Origin of the sequence: Pseudoxanthomonas putridarboris, assembly GCF_038321125.1 — a bacterium.
In the GTDB taxonomy this organism is placed as follows: Bacteria; Pseudomonadota; Gammaproteobacteria; order Xanthomonadales; family Xanthomonadaceae; genus Pseudoxanthomonas_A; species Pseudoxanthomonas_A putridarboris.
Genome location: NZ_JBBWWT010000001.1, coordinates 613,222 through 629,451, shown reverse-complemented (window position 1 = coordinate 629,451; position 16,230 = coordinate 613,222). Strand labels below are relative to the sequence as shown.

Sequence of the window (16,230 nt, the reverse complement as noted above, 5' to 3'; positions counted from 1 at the left end):
ATGCCCCTATAATGGCGGCCGGTCCATGCCATGAAGTGTCGCGGATGAACAGGATTGCACGACTGCTGGCGATGGCGGCGCTTGCCGCGTCCCTGTCCTTCAGTGCGGATTTATCCGCGTCCGGCGACGGGACGATAAGCGTGATGAGCTTCAACATCCGCCTGCCGGTGGAGTCCGATGGCCCGGACTACTGGGAAACGCGCAAACCGCTGGCCGCGCGCATGCTGCGCGAGGAAGCGCCCGACGTGATCGGCATGCAGGAACTGGTGGAAGGCCAGGCCGATTACCTCGTCCGCGAATTGCCGCAGTACGCCTGGCTGGGGCGTGGCCGCGAGGCGGACGGCAGCGGCGAACGCATGGGGGTCTTCTATCGCAAGGATCGCGTCGAGGTCGTCGAGTCCGGGGATTTCTGGTTGTCCGACACGCCGGACATGCCGGGCAGCATCAGCTGGAACCACCTGCATCCGCGCATGGTGACGTGGGCATTGTTCCAGCGCCGCAGCGACGCGAAGCGCTTCTACCTGTTCAACACGCACCTGCCCTATCGCGAAGGGGACGAGGCGGCACGGGTGAAGGGTGCGCAGGCCATCGCGCAAAGACTGGCGGCCTTGCCGAAGGACATTCCCGTGGTGCTCACGGGCGACTTCAACACCGGCCCCGGCGGCGAGGTGCATGCGGTGCTCTCGCGCACCCTGCAGGATGCCTGGACGACCGCGCCGCGCGTGGAGGGTATCGACGCCACGTTCCATGCCTTCCGCGGCGTTCCCGACAAGCGCATCGACTGGATCTTCGTGCGCGGCATTGAAGTCGAATCGGTGAAGTCGGTGACGACGCGCTGGAACGGCCGCTACCCTTCGGACCATTTCCCGGTGGTTGCCGTGCTCGCGTGGCCCGAGGATTCGGGCCACGATTGAAAGGCGATCCGGAAGGTCGCCCGGCATGCCGGAGCGATGTCCGCTCGCTTCGCGCTACCGGGGAGGCGGGCCCGGATCCAGCGGCAACAGGCTGAGCAGGGAAGTCCCCGACGATGTTATTCCGGAGGCGCCCGCCTCCAGCGCCTCCTTTCGCCAATGCCTTGCGGCCCACGATCCGCAGAAGATGAAAACGGGAGTATCCGGCCTGATCGATTTGATCTGCCGGGTCAGGTCGATGCCCGCCTTTTCCCCTTCCGGCCGCCCCATGTCCGACAGCACGATGTCGTAGTGCTTCTTCCTGAATGCGGCCATGGCCTGGTCCGTGGACAGCGCCGTGTCGACGTGGACGCCGCGATCCTCGAGGGACGCCACCAGGAAACTGTTGTTCCTGGGATTGTCGTCGACCCAGAGGATGCGCTTCGCGGTGGTTGCCTCGACGAGCGGAGCGTCCATCGTGGCGACCGGGTCCACGCGGATGTTCCTTTCAAGCTCGGCAAGCTTCGCCTGCAGATCGCTCAGTATCAGGCGCTGTTGCTCGGAGGCTTCCTCCATCGTGAGTTCGTTGCCGGCCACCTTGATGGTGAACTTCCTGTTCCGCCCGGATTCCACCAGCGCCCGGATCGGCTCATAGAGCTTGTAAAGAAGGGCCGCCAGCACCAGCGGCCACGCCAGTGCCGCGACGGCTGAGATGAGTTTGGCCAGAGCGTCCACCATTGCGTTAGCGTCCACCATTGCGTTCTCCCATGGTCCGGTCCAGGTACGGGTTCCCGACTCTCGAGGACAGGCATGCCGGACCGGCATGCGGCGCGGGCATCGGGACCTTCCATTCCGGGCAACGGCATGGACAAGGAAAAACGGCCCGTTTCCGGGCCGTCTTCCTGTGTCATATGCGCCGCCGGCCCTATTCGCCGGCGGATGTGGATGCCTTGTCCGCCGCCTTGGCGAAGTCGCCCGCCACGTACACGCTCAACTGCTCCGGCTTGAAGTGCTTGCGGATCGCCGCGTTCACCTGCTCCAGCGTCAGCGCCTGGTACTTGGCGTCCAGGTCGGCGGTGAACTGCATGGTGCGGCCGTAGTAGAGCTGGTCGGCCAGCATGCCGGCGACGCTGCCGTCCTCGGCGCGGGACTGCTGGCGTTCGGTCAGCGTGCCGCTCACCGCATCCTTCAGTTCCTCGGCGGTGATGCCGTCGCTGACCAGCTTCGCCAGTTCCTCGCGCACCAGCGTCTCCACCTTGTCCATGTTTTCCGGCGCGGCGATGGCCTGGATGGTCAGGCTGCCGGCATCGTCCTCCCCGCTGCGGCTGTCGTCGGCGCGCACGCCGCTGGAGACGCCGTAGCTCAGGCCTTCCTGCTGGCGGATGCGGTCGCCCAGGCGCGACTTCAGCGCGCCGCCGCCGAAGATGCGGTTGGCGATCACCATGGCCGGGTAGTCGTCGTCGGCCACGCGCAGCGACAGGTTGTGGCGGGCCAGCAGCACGGCATTGGGCTTGTCCGGCGTCTCGAAGCGTTCGCGCTTGGCCGGCAGTGCGTTGTAGCGCGTATCGATGGGCGCGTAGGCGTGGCCCGGCGCCCAGCCGGCGAACAGCGCCTCCAACTGTGCGCGCACTTCCACCGGATCGAAGTCGCCGACGACGGCGATCTCGCCGTAGGCCGTGCCGTAGAAGTCGCGGTGGAACGTGCGCAGGTCGTCCAGCTTCAGCGCCTGCAGTTGCGCCAGCGATTCGTCCAGCGTCTTCGCGCGCAGCGGATGGCCTACCGGCCACGGGTCGAAGTATTGCGCCAGTGCGCGGCCGGCGATGCTGCCGGGTTCCTTGCGCGAGGCTTCCAGGCCGGTGATCGCCTGCACGCGCAGCTGCTCGAATTCGCTTTCCGGGAACGCCGGGTTGCGCAGGACGTCCGCCGCCAGCGCCAGCGCGTCGGCCAGGTGCGCGCGGCGCGTCTGCAGGCCGATGCCGGCGCCCTGCAGGTTGCCGCTGATGCTGCCCTGCGTCTTCAGTTGCTCCAGCCGCTGGTCGATCTGTTCGCGCGTCATGGTCTTGCTGCCGCGCATCAGCATGGCGCCGGCCATGCCGGCGGCGCCTTCGCGGCCGGCGATGGAGGCCTCGTCGCCGAAGCGGAAGTTGGCGTTCACGATGACGGTTTCGCCGCGGGTCTTCTTCGGCAGCAGCGACACCTTCAGGCCATCGCCCAGGGTGAAGGTCTGCGTGCGCGCCTGGATGTTCTGCGGCGACGGATCGAAGTTTTCGCCCGCGTTGACGGCGGCCCGGCCCGTGTAGCCTTCGACCAGCGAGGCCACCGGCGGCGCGGCGGCGATCTCGGCGCGGTCGGGCTTCTCGGTGGGGATGAAGCGCCCCAGCGTGCGGTTGCTGGATTTCAGGTATGCGGCGGCGACGCGGTTGACGTCGGCGGCGATGACCTTCTCGATGGCGTCGCGGCTGGTGAACAGCAGGCGCCAGTCGCCGGCGGCCTGGAACTCGGACAGCCCCATGCCCACCGCGTTGACGTCGGTGAAGTACAGGTCGTAGCCGTTGCCGATGCGCTGCTTGGCCTCGTCCACTTCCTGTTGGGTGATGGGCTGCGCGGCCACCTGCTCGGCCTGCTTCAGCAGTTCGGCCTCGGCCCGGGCGGTGTCGCCGTCCTTCGGCACCACGGCGACGACGCTGAGCAGGCCGGGGTCGCGCATGGATTCGCTGCTGGCGCCGGTGGCCGCGGCCAGCTTGGCTTCCACCAGCGTCTTGTGCAGGCGGCCGCTGGGCGTGTGGCCCAGCACGTTGGCCAGCACGCTGAGCGGCGCGCTGTCCGGATGCGCCAGCGCCGGTACATGGTAGGCGGCCGCGACCAGCCTGAGGTCGCCGACGCGGCGCACGGTCACCTCGCGCTCGCCGTCCTGGGTGGGTTCGATGGTGTAGAAGCGCGGCAGCGGGCGGGTGGGCCTCTTCAGCTTGCCCAGGTGGGTGCCGATGCGCTTGAGCACGTCGGCGGTGTCGATGCGGCCGGCGACGATCAGCGTGGCGTTGTCCGGCTGGTACCACTGGCGGTAGAACGCCTGCAGCTTGTCGATCGGCACGCCTTCCACGTCGCTGCGCGCGCCGATGGTGGTGTTGCCGTAGTTGTGCCACAGGAAGGCGGTGGAACGGATGCGCTGGAACAGCACGCCGCCCGGGTTGTTCTCGTTGGCCTCCAACTCGTTGCGGACCACGGTCATCTCGCTGTCCAGGTCCTTCCTGGCGATGTTGGAATTGACCATGCGGTCGGCTTCCATCGCCAGCACCCAGTCCAGGGTGTCGTTGTTGGCGGGGAACGAGGCGTAGTAGTTGGTGCGGTCCAGGCCGGTGGTGGCGTTGAAGTCGATGCCCCGCTTCTTCATCTCGCCGCTGATGTCGGCCTGCGTGGGCGTGCCCTTGAACAGCAGGTGCTCCAGCAGGTGCGCCATGCCGGTCTCGCCGTAGTTCTCGTGCACGGAGCCGACGCCGTAGACCAGGTTGACGGTGACGGTGGGCTTGGTGGCGTCGGGGAACAGCAGCACGCGCAGGCCGTTGGACAGCGTGTACTCGCTGATGCCCTCGATGCTGGGGCCGGCGGTGATGCCCTTCGGCAACGGCGACTGCGCATGCAGCAGGGTGGGTTGTCCCAGGCTCAGCGTCACAGCCAGGCCAAGTGCGACAATAAAACGAAGCGACTTCATTCACGATCCTCCAGCGATCCCGCCCGCGTCCGTCGCAGGCGGTATTTCCGGAGTGTCGCAGATTTCAACGGGCGTATCGGACGAAATGGATAAATGTGAGAAGCTGCCAGACGACGGCGTTGGGCACGAAGGCACCACGCTGCCGGTGCTGTATGCCGATGCGTGGATCGCGGTGGTCAACAAGCCCGCGGGCGTGATGGCGCACGACAGCAAGCTGGCCGGCGGCGAGACCGATTTCGTCGCCGACCGGCTGCGCGCGCAATTCGGGCGCCCCATTTTCCTGATCCACCGGCTCGACCGTGCGACCAGCGGCTGCCTGCTGGTGGCGTTCGACCGCGACAGCGCGTCCGCGCTCGGCAAGGTCTTCATGTCGCGCGAAGTGGAGAAGGATTACCTGGCCGTCTGCCGCGGCTGGCCGGAGCCGGCCTTCACCGTCGATCATCCGCTGGACGGCGGCCCCGGCAAGCCGGAGAAGAAACCGGCGGTGACGCGTTTCGTGCGCCTGGCGACGGGCGAACTGCCGGTGCCGTCAGCGGGATTCGAGACCTCGCGCTATGCCCTGCTGCGTTGCCAGCCGGAGACCGGCCGCTTCCGCCAGATCCGCCGGCACCTGAAGCACGCGTTCCATCACCTGATCGGCGACACCAGCCACGGCGATGGCCGTCACAACCGGCATTTCCGCATGCGTGGCGTGCACCGCATGCTGCTGCACGCGTCGCGGCTTTCGTTCCGGCACCCGGTCGGTGGCGAACGCATCGAGGCGGTGGCGCCGCTGGATGGCGAGTTCCGCAAGGCGTTCGCGTTGTTCGGCTGGGAAGAAGACCTGCGATAAGTTCCCTGTAGGAGCGACGTCAGTCGCGATGAGGCTTTACTGGCAATCCGTCGCGACTGACGTCGCTCCTACAAGGGGCATCGCATCAGCCCACCCGCAACGCCGCCAGCACGATCAGCGCCAGCGCGTTGGCGAAAGCCACGAACCACACCAGGCTGCGCAGGCCGTGCTGGTTGGCCAGGTAGAACACGCCATGCAGTACGCGCGCCAGCGTGAACACCACCGCCAGGATGGCGATGGTGTGCGGCGCCACGCCGGCCGCCTGCGCCATCAGCACGCCGGCCACGAAGATCGGAAACGACTCGAAACCGTTGAGCTGCGCGGCATGGGCGCGGTGCGAGCGGGGATTGGTCTGCTTGGCCTGCCAGCCGCGCGGGTCGCGGTTGTTGTAGCGCTCGCCCGAACGCTTGGCGATGGTCACCCAGAGATAGGGCAGCAGGGCGGTGATCAGGATGCACCAGTACGCGATCGACATGCGGGTTCCCTCCAAGGAAGGCGGGCAGCGTAAGGCGAGGCGGCGCGTGGCGTCCACCGCTTGCGCCTGGATCCCTCTTCCCGCTTGCGGGCAGAGGGGAGCATCGAAAGAAAGACGGCGCCCGAAGGCGCCGTCGCGTACCGCGATACCAGGAACGAGCGGCTTATTCCGCCGCGGCCGCCTGCATCATCCTGTCGCGCGCGGCCTTGAACGGATTGCCGTCGTACCAGTTGGGCCACTTGCCGGCGGTGGACAGCTCCCTGCCCACGCCGTACAGCGCCTGCAGGTCCTGCACGGTGCCGTCCAGCTTCCAGGTTTCCGGATAGTACTGGTCGCTGGGGCCGTGGTAGTGGCTGGCGTAGTCCTCGGCCGCCTTCTTGCCGGCGTCGATGCCGCCTTCCACCAGGTCCTCGCCGCCGTCCGCGTACAGCGCGGGCACGCCGGCCTTGGCGAAGTTGAAGTGGTCGGAACGGAAGTAGAAGCCGCTCTGCACCGAGGTCTCGCCGCGCAGCGTGCGGCCCTGCTCGGCGGCGATCGGCTTCAGGATGTCCTCCAGCTCGGAACTGCCGTAGCCGGTGACCACGAAGTCGCGCGCCTTGCCGGCCACCGACATCGCATCGATGTTGATGACGCCGGCGATCTTCTCCAGCGGGAAGGTCGGGTGGGCGACGTAGTACTTGGAGCCCAGCAGGCCGGATTCCTCCAGGGTCACCGCCAGGAACACCACCGAGCGCTCCGGCTTGGGTTCCTGATGGGCGAAGGCCTCGGCGATCTCCAGGATGCCGGCCACGCCGGTGGCGTTGTCGATGGCGCCGTTGTAGATGTTGTCGCCCTCCTCGCCCTCGTGCTTGCCCAGGTGGTCCCAGTGGGCCATGTAGACGACGGCTTCGTCGGGTTTCGTGCTGCCCGGCAGCACACCGACTACATTGCGCGAGGTCTTCTCGGCGATGGCGCTCTTCAGGTCCACCGACAGCGTGCTCTTCAGCGGCACCGGCTTGAAACCGCGCTGGCCGGCGGCCTGGTAGGCGGCGTCCAGGTCGAGGCCGGCATCGGCGAACAACTGCCGGGCGGCCTCGGCGCTCAGCCAGCCCTGCAGCGGCACGCGCGGTTCCGGGTCGTCCTTGGCGGGCAGGTCGTACTGCGGGCCGGCCCAGGAGTTCTTCACCACGTCCCAGCCGTAGCTGGCGCCGGCGGTGTCGTGGACGATCAGCGCGGCGGCGGCGCCCTTGCGCGCGGCTTCCTCGTACTTGTAGGTCCAGCGGCCGTAGTAGGTCATCCGCTTGCCGTCGAACAACTGCTCGTCGCCGCTGTGGAAACCGGGGTCGTTGACGAACATCACCACCGTCTTGCCCTTCCAGTCTTGTCCGGCGTAGTCGTTCCAGTCCTGTTCCGGCGCGTCCACGCCGTAGCCGACGAAGACCATCTCGCTGCCTTCGACCTTCACTTCCGGCTGGCCGGTGCGGGTGCCGACCACGAAGTCGGTGCCGAACTTCAGGTCGCGCGGCTTGCCGGCCACGTCCAGCGTCATCACGGTGGACGGATCGGCGGTGGTTTCCACCATCGGCACGTCCTGGAACCAGCTGCCGTTGTTGCCCGGCTGCAGGCCGATGCGCTTCATCTGCGCTTCCAGGTAGGCGACGGTCTTCTCCTCGCCGACCGAACCGGGCCCGCGGCCCTCGAACTCGTCGGACGCCAGCGTCTTCACCAGTTCGGCGAAGTCGGCCTCGGTGATGTCGGCGGTGAAGGCGTGGGTGGAGGCGGGCGGCGCGGCGGCGGGAGCATCGGTGGATTCGCGCTTGCATGCCGTCAGTGCGGCGGTGGCGGCAAGCGCCAGCATCAACTTGCGGGACATCGGGATTCCTCAACGGAAGGAATCCCGATTCTAGCGGGGAATCGCGGGGGGAAGCTTTGCGCGAAGCGCGCGTCCGCTCATCCATCCAGCCCGGCACAGCATGCCGGGCATTCCGCCGGCGCACGCGGCCATGCCGCACCGACGGGCCGACCCTGACCCCCGCCTGATGGGGTCAGGGGTGCGACCGGGCTCAGTTGGCCGGCGCGGTATCGGTGCTGAACGGCTTGGCGGTGGCGCCGGTGACCGGACCGGTCCTGGCGCTGGTGTGCACGTACAGGGTGACCTCGCGCTCGAACACCAGCGGGCCTTCGACGATGGCGTTGGGGCCGATGATCACGCGCGGGTCGCGCTTGGGACGGAGGTTGAAGCCACGCGGCTTCTCGACCTTGATGCCGCCTTTCACGTGCGAGTCGATGCCCACGGTGATGTCGCCGGTCACCGTCTTGATGCCGCGGGCCAGTTGCGTGGCGACCAGGCCGATGGAGCCGTTGACCGTTTCGATATCGCCGCCGACCACGCTGCCGCGGTCGAAGAAGACGCTGCCGTTGACGGTTTCCACGCCCTTGCGTACCTGCACGTCCTTACCGGCGCGGACGCTGCCGTTGACGGCTTCCAGCGAATCCACGCGGACCTTGTCGCCCAGGGTGATGCTGCCATTGACGGTGCTGGCGTCCTCGACCACGGCGCCATCGTGGATGCGGATGCTGCCGTTGACGGTCTCCAGGTCGCCATAGGTCTGGCCGGCTTCGGCGGTGATGCTGCCGTTGACCTTGGAGATCTCCTGCTGGGCCAGCGCGGGCGTGGCGGCCAGGGCCAGGGTCAGCAGCAGCGCGGTGCGGGTACGGGTCATGGGGTCATCCTCGGGTGGTGTTGATGACTGGGATGCACCGAGGCGGGAGAAGGTTTAAAGCCTGCGGTCGCCATCGGATGGATCCCGGGGTCGTCATCGGGGTGCCATGGCACCACGCTTCGCTACAATCGTCACCTGCCTGAAGTCACTGGAACATCCCTGTGTCCGCATCCTCCACGTCCCTGAAGCGTCCCAAGCCCGTCGTGCTGCTGATCCTGGATGGCTGGGGGCATCGCGAGGACCCCGCCGACAACGCGCTGGCGCAGGCCGAGTTGCCGAACTGGCGGCGCCTGCTGGCGACCTGCCCGCACACGCTGATCCATACCGAAGGCCGTCATGTCGGCCTGCCCGACGGACAGATGGGCAATTCCGAGGTGGGCCACATGAACCTGGGCGCCGGCCGCATCGTCTACCAGGACCTGACCCGCATCGACGCCGCCATCGAGGATGGCAGCTTCTACAGCAATGCCGAACTGGTCGCGGCCTGCGACGCGGCGAAGGCGGATGGCAGGACGCTGCATGTGTTCGGCTTGTTGTCGCCCGGTGGCGTTCACAGTCATGAACAGCACATCTTCGCGATGCTGGACCTGGCCAGGCGGCAGGGCGTGCCGCGCGTGGCCGTGCACGCCTTCCTCGACGGCCGCGACACGCCGCCGCAGTCGGCCGAATCCAGCCTGCGCGCGCTGCAGGACCTGTGCGCGAGGCTGGGCAACGCGCATGTCGCCTCGGTCAGCGGCCGCTACTACGCGATGGACCGCGACAAGCGCTGGGACCGCCTGCGCAAGGCATGGGACGCCATCGTCGAGGCCAAGAGCGAGCACCATGCCGCCAGCGGCGTGGCCGCGCTGCAGGCCGCCTACGCGCGCGGCGAGAACGACGAGTTCGTGCTGCCGACGGTGATCGACGGCGCACGGCCGATGGCCGATGGCGACGCGGTGGTGTTCATGAACTTCCGCGCCGACCGCGCGCGCCAGCTGACCGCGGCGTTCGTGTCGCCGGCGTTCGACGGTTTCGAGGCGCGCGTGCCCAGGCTGTCGCGCTTCGTCTGCCTGACCGAGTACGACGCCAGGCTGCCGGCACCGGTGGCCTTCGCGCCGGACGACCTGCGCCATACCTTCGGCGAACTGCTGGCCGAGCATGGCCTGACCCAGCTGCGCATCGCCGAGACCGAGAAGTATGCGCACGTGACGTTCTTCTTCAGCGGCGGGCGCGAGGACGTGTTCCCCGGCGAGGAGCGCATCCTGATCCCCAGCCCCAAGGTCGCCACCTACGACCTGCAGCCGGAAATGAGCTGTCCGGAACTGACCGCGAAGCTGGTGGAGGCGATCGGCTCCGGCCGTTTCGACGCCATCGTCTGCAACATCGCCAATCCCGACATGGTCGGCCACAGCGGCGACCTGAAGGCCGCGATCCTCGCCGCGCAGGCGGTGGACCTGGCCATCGGCGAAGTCGTTGCCGCCGTCCGCGCCGCCGGCGGCGCGCTGGTGATCACCGCCGACCACGGCAACCTGGAAATGATGCGCGATCCGCAGACCGGGCAGCCGCACACTGCGCATACCGTCGGCCCGGTGCCGCTGGTGTACGTCGGCGAGCGCGCGGTCACGCTGCGCAGCGGCGGCGCCTTGCGCGACGTGGCGCCCACCCTGCTCGACCTGCTGGGCTTGCCGCAACCGGCCGACATGAGCGGCCGCAGCCTGATCGCCGCCTGATGCCCCAGCCCCGGCGCCTTGCGTTCATCGCGGCCCTCGTCGCCGGGCTGGCCATCGCGGCGGCGGCGGCCGCGCAGAATCCGCGCGAGACCGAACGCAAGCTGGAGCGCGTGCGCGGCGAACTGAAGTCGATCGCGCAGGAGCGCCGCCGGCTGGAAGGCGAGCGCGGCGCCGCCTCGCGCAAACTGCGCGAAGCCGACGAACAGGTCAGCCGCACCGCCCGCTCGCTGGCCGAAACGGAAGCCGCCCTGCGCCGCGAGGAAGCCGCGCTCGCCGAACTGCAAGGCAAGCGCGATGCCATGCGCCGGCAGTTGGGCACGCAGCGCCGGCAGCTCGCGGGATTGGTCCGCGCCGCCTACCAGTTGGGCGACGATGCGCCGCTGAAGGTGCTGCTGTCGCAGGACCGGGTGGCCGACGCCAACCGCCTGCTGGCCTATCACCGCTACGTGCAACGCGACCAGGCGCAACGCATCGATGCGCTGTCGACCGAACTGGCGGCGCTGGACCAGGTGGAACAGGACATCGCCGCGCGTCGCGCGCAACTGGATGCCGCCCGCCAGCAGCAGCGCAGCCAGGTCGCGCAGCTGGAGAAGGACCGCACCTCGCGCGCTGGATTGGTCGCCGACCTGGACAAGCGCTACGAGGACCGCGCCGCGCGCGAGAAGGCGCTGGGCCAGGACGCGCGTTCGCTGGAACGGCTGCTGGCCAACCTGCGTGTCGCGGCCGCCCGCGCCGAAGCCGAGCGCCGGGCCGCCGCACAGCGCGCCGCCGCGCAGAAGCGCGAGGCGCAGGGCGGCACCGCTTCGCGCACCGCACCGCCGCGCCCGGCGGTGGCCTCGGCGCCCGCGTTGAAGGTCGGTGGCCTGGGCTGGCCCGTGTCCGGCAGCCTGCTGGCGCGCTACGGCGGCCGCATGCCGGACGGCCGCGCCAGCACCGGCGTGCTGATCGGCGCGCCCGCCGGCACCCCCGTCACCGCGGTGGCGGACGGCACGGTGGTGTTCTCCGAATGGATGACCGGCTACGGCCTGATCCTGATCGTCGACCATGGCAACGGCTACATGAGCCTGTACGCGCACAACGACAGCCTGCTGAAGGACAGCGGCGACCAGGTCAAGCGCGGCGACGCCGTGGCGCGCGTGGGCACCTCCGGCGGGCAGGGCACGCCGGCGCTGTATTTCGAACTGCGCCGCAACGGCCAGCCGGTCGATCCGTCCTCGTGGCTGCAACGTCGATGAACGGCCCTGTCAGTCGTAACCCGGCTTGAACAAACCGCCATCGCCGGTTCGCGCATAATCCGGTGAACTTCGCGCTCCGGCGCGCAGTCACCACGGTGGTTCCTTACGGAGTTCCTGCATGCGTTCGCGTCTTTCCCTGGCCCTGACCCTCGCCCTGCTGGGCACGCCCGCGTTGGCACAGCAGCCCGTGCCCGCGCAGGACAAGCCGCCGGTGGTGGCGCCCAGCGACGATCCGGACGGTGCCGAGACCGCGCCGGCCAAGGTGCCGCTGGAAGAGATCCGCCGTTACGTGGCGGTGTTCAATGCGGTGAAGGACGCCTATGTGGAGCCGGTCGAGGACCGCAAGCTGATGCAGTCGGCCATCCGAGGCCTGCTGCTGGACCTGGACCCGCACAGCACCTATTTCGACAAGGAAGACAGCCAGGCCTTCGACGAGCAATCCACCGGTGCCTACGAGGGCATCGGCGTGGAACTGCTGCAACAGCCGGACAACACCCTGCGGGTGATTTCGCCCATCGACGACACGCCCGCCGCCAAGGCCGGCATCAAGTCCGGCGACGTCATCACCGCCATCGACGGCAAGCCGATCAGCGCGAAGGACGGCATGGAACCGCTGCGCGGCGTGCCCGGCAGCAGGATCACCCTGACCATCGTGCGCGAAAGCGCGCCCAAGCCGTTCGACGTCAGCCTGGTACGCGACACCATCCGCATCGCCAGCGTGCGCAGCCGCCTGCTGGAACCGGGCTACGGCTACGTGCGCATCAGCGCGTTCCAGACCGACACCGCCGCGGATTTCCAGCGTCAGCTGGAGCAGTTGCAGGCCAAGGGCCCGCTGCGCGGCCTGGTGTTGGACCTGCGCAGCAATCCGGGCGGCCTGCTGCTGGCCGCGGTGCAGGTGGCCGACGAACTGCTGGACAAGGGCAACATCGTCAGCACGCGCGGGCGGCTGTCGATCAGCGATTCCAAGTTCGACGCCACGCCGGGCGACCGCCTCGACGGCGCGCCCATCGTGGTGCTGGTGGATGCCGGTTCGGCCAGCGCATCGGAAGTACTGGCCGGCGCGCTGCGCGACAACGACCGCGCGCGCGTGGTCGGCAGTCGCACGTTCGGCAAGGGCTCGGTGCAGACGGTGCTGCCGCTGGACAATGGCGACTCGGTCAAGCTGACCACCGCGCGCTACTACACGCCCAGCGGCAAGTCGATCCAGGCCAGCGGCATCGTGCCGGACGTGGTGCTGAAGCCCGAGCGCGAGGAAGGCGCCATCGGCTCGGTGCTGGAAAAAGACGGCCAGCTCTACATCACCGAGGCCACGTTGCCCGGCCATCTACGCGGCGACGAGGAGGGCACGGAAGGCTACCAGCCCGGCGACGTGCTGGATGGCGACCAGCCCATCGCCGCCGCGCTGGCGGAACTGAAGAAGAGCGTCACCGCCGCCCGCGCCGCGGCCGCCGGCAGGCAGATGCGCTGAGGCGACATGCTCTTGTAGGAGCGGCTTCAGCCGCGACCGCGCTGGCGTAGGGTGCGCCCTGGCGTACCGCTGCCATCGCAAGCAGGCCATGAAGATTATTATCTGTTCGCCGTCCGGGCGCGCTTGTCGCGGTACCCACGGAACGGTCATCGGGGCACGGTCGCGGCTGAAGCCGCTCCTACAGGGGTGCGACAACCTTGGCCGGCCAGCGCCGCATCCTGGAAGGCCGCTTCGATCCTGTGCCCGTCGGGATCGCGCACGCAGGCGCCGTGATGCAGGGCCGTAAGTCCGTGTGGGAGCGACGTGAGTCGCGACCGGAAACACCTGCGTCGCGACTCACGTCGCTCCCACAAGAAGGGGCGGTCAGTCCCTACCGCGGCTTCGCCGGCATCGGGAACGGCGTCACCACCTTCTCGCCGGTGGCGGCGTCGCGGATCGCCGACTGGCCTTTCCTTTCGACTTCCTCCACGCGGATGATGCTCTGCATGGGCAGGTGCAGCACCTGCGTGTTGCCGAACTCGTCGCGCAGGCGTTCCTCGGTGGGATCCACGACCAGGCCGTCGTGCACGTCGAACACCAGGTCCGCGACCTCGGTGAATCCCCACAATCCGCTGGCGGCGACCTTGCGCGCGTACAGCTCGTAGACCTTGCTGTGGTTGAGGAAGGTGATCTTGTAGAGCTTGTTCTTCATGGCCGGATTATAGGGCGGGGAAGTCGGCCGCTACGCGGCCTGTAAAGGGGGAAGTCGCGCCTTCGGCGCTGTCAGCAAAAGCCAAGGTCTCGCTCCTGCTGACTCCTGCAGGTGGCGCAGCCGCCGACTCACAGCCCGCTTCGCGGGCGACTTCCCGCCTCAATACCCCTGCCGCTTGCGCATCCTCCGGGCGATGGCGGCGCGCACGAACAGGGCGAACACCACGCCGAACAGGAAGCCGGCGATGTGCGCCGACCAGGCCACCGCGCCGAACGCCGGGCCGATGTAGGCGAACACCACCTGCAGCAGCGCCCAGATGCCGATCAGCAGCGAGGCGGGCGCCTTAACGAACTCCAGGAACAGCCCCAGCGGCACCACCACGCCCAGCTTGGCGGTGGGGAACAGCGCCAGGTACGCCCCGATCACCGCCGAAACCGCCCCGCTGGCGCCGATCACCACCCGGTCCGGCGCGCCGATGGTCAGCACCGCCGCCAGGTTGGCCACCGCCCCGCCCAGCAGGAACAGCAGCAGGAACCGCCACGGCCCCATCGCCCGTTCCGCCGGCAGGCCGAAGATCAGCAGGAACACCAGGTTGCCCAGCAGGTGGGCCCAGTCGGCGTGCAGGAACAATGCGGTGAACAGCCGCAGCACCGTGCCGCTCTTCAACGACGCCAGCCAGACCTCCGGCGCGACCATGCCGCCGGTCAGCGCTCCCCACTCGGTCACCAGGCTGCGCTGCGCCTCGCCGCCACGGGTCACGGCCCAGCAGAACGCGACCGACAGCAGCACCAGCAGCGCGGGCGTGGCCCAGCGCACTGGCGATTTCCGGCGGGACGGGATGGACACGAACATGCGGCGGCACTGTAGCCGCTTCACCCCGCGCAGCCCAAGTGCTGCGCTCGCAAACCTGAACAGGGCTAATGACTTACGACGGATTGTTAGCGTTTAGTTAGCAGGTATACTGCATACGGCGTCGTATGTCGGGAGGGGCTTCCGGCAGGCCGAACGGGTGGACCACACACTCGCGGTCGTTGCGGCGCAGGCGTTCTTTTACCCACGTCTCCGGAGAGATCATTCATGGAATTTGCTAAGAACATCACCCGCGTTTCGGCGCTGGCCCTCGGTATCGCCGGCGTGCTGGCCTACGGCGACGTGCACGCCGCCGCCTTCCAGCTGAAGGAAAACAGCGTCAAGGCCCAGGGCCGCGCGATGGCCGGTTCGGCCTCCGCCAAGGGCGACGCCTCGGTCGTGGTCAACAACCCGGCCGTCATGTCCACCTTCACCGAGAAGACCATCCAGGCCGACGTCACCGCGGTCGACCTGTCGTTCAAGTTCCAGGGTGGCGGCAACGCGGCGGCGGGCAGCCCGCTGCAGCAGCCGCTGACCGGTGGCCAGGGCGGCGACGCCGGCGACCTGGCCGCCGTGCCGGCCGCTTCGTTCATCCTGCCGCTGAGCGGCGACTTCGAGTACCTGACCCTGGGCGCGATGATCAGCGCGCCGTTCGGCCTGAAGACCGACTACGACTCCGACTGGGTCGGCCGCTACCACGCGCTGGAATCGGACGTGAAGATCATCGATCTGACCCTGGCGGCCTCGCTGGAGCTGAACGAGCGTCTCTCGGTGGGCCTGGGCGTGATCTATGAACATTCCGACGTCACCCTGACCAACGCCGTCGATTTCGGCAGCGGCATCTGCGCCAACCCGGCTTCGCAGGCGCTGTGCTTCATGCCCAACCCGATCACCGGTCCCTACGGCCCGCAGAAGAACGACGGCGTGGCCAGCATCTCCGGCACCGACAACAGCTTCGGCTGGCTGGCCGGCGTCAACCTGCGCCCGACCGACAAGCTGTCGCTGGGTTACGCCTACCGCTCCGAGATCGACCATGAGCTGCGCGGCAGCGCCGAGTTCACCGTGCCCGCCAACGTGCGCGCCGTGTTCGGCCCGAACGTCTACATGGATCGCGACGGTGGCGGCGCCAAGCTGACCACCCCGGCCACGCATACGCTCAGCGTGACCTACCAGGCCACCGACCGCTTCGCGATCATGGCCGAAGGCGTGCACACCGGCTGGGATTCGCTGAAGGAAATCCGCATCGAATTCGACAACCCGCTGCAGGCCGACGCGGTGGAGAACTACAACTGGCACGACAGCTGGTTCTATGCGCTGGGCGGCGAATTCGCGCTCAACGACAAGTTCACCCTGCGCGCCGGCATCGCCCGCGACGAGTCGCCGGTGGCCACGGCGCACCGTACCCCGCGCATGCCCGACCAGGACCGCAACTGGTACTCGATCGGCCTGACCTGGAACGTCAGCGAGAACTTCGAGCTCAACGCCAGCTACGTGAAGCTGGACCTGGCCAACGATCCGGACATCGACCTGGTGTCGTCCAGCGGTTCGCGCCTGGTGGGTACCTACGACGGCGGCGCCGACCTGTTCGGCGTGTCGGTGCAGTACAGGTTCTGATCGCGCCCGCGACCGGACACGGAAAACCCCGCCTCGGCGGGGTTTTCTTTTGCCCC

At 68.3% G+C, this 16,230-nt stretch carries 12 protein-coding genes and 1 pseudogene; 6 read left to right on the top strand and 7 right to left on the bottom strand.

Annotation, left to right across the window (positions count from 1 at the left end; translation table 11 throughout):
- Positions 1–44: 44 nt before the first annotated feature.
- Positions 45–914, top strand: a complete 870-nt coding sequence (locus AAD027_RS02775; protein WP_341724475.1) for an endonuclease/exonuclease/phosphatase family protein — start codon at positions 45–47, stop codon at positions 912–914.
- Positions 915–968: 54 nt separating this feature from the next.
- On the opposite strand, the gene AAD027_RS02770 is transcribed toward AAD027_RS02775, so the two are convergent.
- Both AAD027_RS02770 and AAD027_RS02765 read right to left on the bottom strand, forming a co-directional pair.
- The gene (locus AAD027_RS02770; protein WP_341724474.1) at positions 969–1,646 is read right to left on the bottom strand and encodes a response regulator; all 678 of its coding nucleotides are present in this window, start codon (positions 1,644–1,646) and stop codon (positions 969–971) included.
- Between the two features lie 169 nt (positions 1,647–1,815).
- Entirely contained in the window at positions 1,816–4,599 is a 2,784-nt protein-coding gene (locus AAD027_RS02765) for a M16 family metallopeptidase (RefSeq protein WP_341724473.1), read from the bottom strand.
- Between the two features lie 85 nt (positions 4,600–4,684).
- Here AAD027_RS02765 and AAD027_RS02760 point away from each other — a divergent pair, with 85 nt between their 5' ends.
- Positions 4,685–5,431 carry a pseudouridine synthase gene (locus tag AAD027_RS02760; RefSeq protein WP_341724472.1) on the top strand — a complete coding sequence of 249 codons (747 nt, stop codon included), beginning with the start codon at positions 4,685–4,687 and terminating at the stop codon, positions 5,429–5,431.
- Between the two features lie 85 nt (positions 5,432–5,516).
- Here AAD027_RS02760 and AAD027_RS02755 read toward each other — a convergent pair whose 3' ends face one another.
- The 3 genes from AAD027_RS02755 to AAD027_RS02745 all read right to left on the bottom strand — a co-directional run bounded on the left by AAD027_RS02755 (position 5,517) and on the right by AAD027_RS02745 (position 8,608).
- Positions 5,517–5,906: an MAPEG family protein gene (locus tag AAD027_RS02755; protein ID WP_341724471.1), complete on the bottom strand. Its 390-nt coding sequence runs from the start codon at positions 5,904–5,906 to the stop codon at positions 5,517–5,519.
- A 163-nt stretch (positions 5,907–6,069) separates the two neighbouring features.
- A complete protein-coding gene (locus AAD027_RS02750; protein ID WP_341724470.1) occupies positions 6,070–7,758 on the bottom strand; it encodes a M28 family metallopeptidase in 1,689 nt (562 codons plus the stop codon).
- A gap of 190 nt (positions 7,759–7,948) precedes the next feature.
- The gene (locus AAD027_RS02745; RefSeq protein WP_341724469.1) at positions 7,949–8,608 is read right to left on the bottom strand and encodes a DUF4097 family beta strand repeat-containing protein; all 660 of its coding nucleotides are present in this window, start codon (positions 8,606–8,608) and stop codon (positions 7,949–7,951) included.
- 161 nt (positions 8,609–8,769) lie between these two features.
- On the opposite strand from AAD027_RS02745, the gene gpmI reads away from it, so the two are divergent.
- From gpmI to AAD027_RS02730, 3 genes and pseudogenes are all read left to right on the top strand, one after another.
- The gene (gpmI, locus tag AAD027_RS02740) at positions 8,770–10,317 is read left to right on the top strand and encodes a 2,3-bisphosphoglycerate-independent phosphoglycerate mutase (protein ID WP_341724468.1); all 1,548 of its coding nucleotides are present in this window, start codon (positions 8,770–8,772) and stop codon (positions 10,315–10,317) included.
- A complete protein-coding gene (locus AAD027_RS02735; protein ID WP_341724467.1) occupies positions 10,317–11,552 on the top strand; it encodes a murein hydrolase activator EnvC family protein in 1,236 nt (411 codons plus the stop codon). The genes gpmI and AAD027_RS02735 overlap by 1 nt, the downstream gene beginning before the upstream one ends.
- Before the next feature lie 118 nt (positions 11,553–11,670).
- Positions 11,671–13,002 (top strand): annotated as a pseudogene (locus tag AAD027_RS02730) (S41 family peptidase); the annotation flags it as partial.
- A 388-nt stretch (positions 13,003–13,390) separates the two neighbouring features.
- Here the strand turns inward: AAD027_RS02730 and AAD027_RS02725 are convergent.
- Complete coding sequence (locus tag AAD027_RS02725; protein ID WP_341724465.1) at positions 13,391–13,711, bottom strand: DUF1820 family protein; 321 nt, start codon at positions 13,709–13,711, stop codon at positions 13,391–13,393.
- A gap of 159 nt (positions 13,712–13,870) precedes the next feature.
- Positions 13,871–14,563 (bottom strand): rhomboid family intramembrane serine protease, encoded by a 693-nt coding sequence (locus AAD027_RS02720; protein WP_341724464.1) that lies wholly within the window; start codon positions 14,561–14,563, stop codon positions 13,871–13,873.
- 225 nt (positions 14,564–14,788) lie between these two features.
- Between AAD027_RS02720 and AAD027_RS02715 the strand changes: the two genes are divergently transcribed.
- Positions 14,789–16,174 carry an OmpP1/FadL family transporter gene (locus AAD027_RS02715; protein WP_341724463.1) on the top strand — a complete coding sequence of 462 codons (1,386 nt, stop codon included), beginning with the start codon at positions 14,789–14,791 and terminating at the stop codon, positions 16,172–16,174.
- The last annotated feature ends 56 nt before the right edge of the window (positions 16,175–16,230 follow it).

Coding starts and splice junctions, on each gene's coding strand:
- AAD027_RS02720 (WP_341724464.1), bottom strand. CDS start 14,563: ATGTTCGTGTCCATCCCGTCCCGCCGGAAATCGCCAGTGCGCTGGGCC.
- AAD027_RS02765 (WP_341724473.1), bottom strand. CDS start 4,599: ATGAAGTCGCTTCGTTTTATTGTCGCACTTGGCCTGGCTGTGACGCTG.
- AAD027_RS02725 (WP_341724465.1), bottom strand. CDS start 13,711: ATGAAGAACAAGCTCTACAAGATCACCTTCCTCAACCACAGCAAGGTC.
- AAD027_RS02760 (WP_341724472.1), top strand. CDS start 4,685: ATGGATAAATGTGAGAAGCTGCCAGACGACGGCGTTGGGCACGAAGGC.
- AAD027_RS02750 (WP_341724470.1), bottom strand. CDS start 7,758: ATGTCCCGCAAGTTGATGCTGGCGCTTGCCGCCACCGCCGCACTGACG.
- AAD027_RS02775 (WP_341724475.1), top strand. CDS start 45: ATGAACAGGATTGCACGACTGCTGGCGATGGCGGCGCTTGCCGCGTCC.
- AAD027_RS02755 (WP_341724471.1), bottom strand. CDS start 5,906: ATGTCGATCGCGTACTGGTGCATCCTGATCACCGCCCTGCTGCCCTAT.
- AAD027_RS02735 (WP_341724467.1), top strand. CDS start 10,317: ATGCCCCAGCCCCGGCGCCTTGCGTTCATCGCGGCCCTCGTCGCCGGG.
- AAD027_RS02770 (WP_341724474.1), bottom strand. CDS start 1,646: ATGGTGGACGCTAACGCAATGGTGGACGCTCTGGCCAAACTCATCTCA.
- AAD027_RS02715 (WP_341724463.1), top strand. CDS start 14,789: ATGGAATTTGCTAAGAACATCACCCGCGTTTCGGCGCTGGCCCTCGGT.
- AAD027_RS02745 (WP_341724469.1), bottom strand. CDS start 8,608: ATGACCCGTACCCGCACCGCGCTGCTGCTGACCCTGGCCCTGGCCGCC.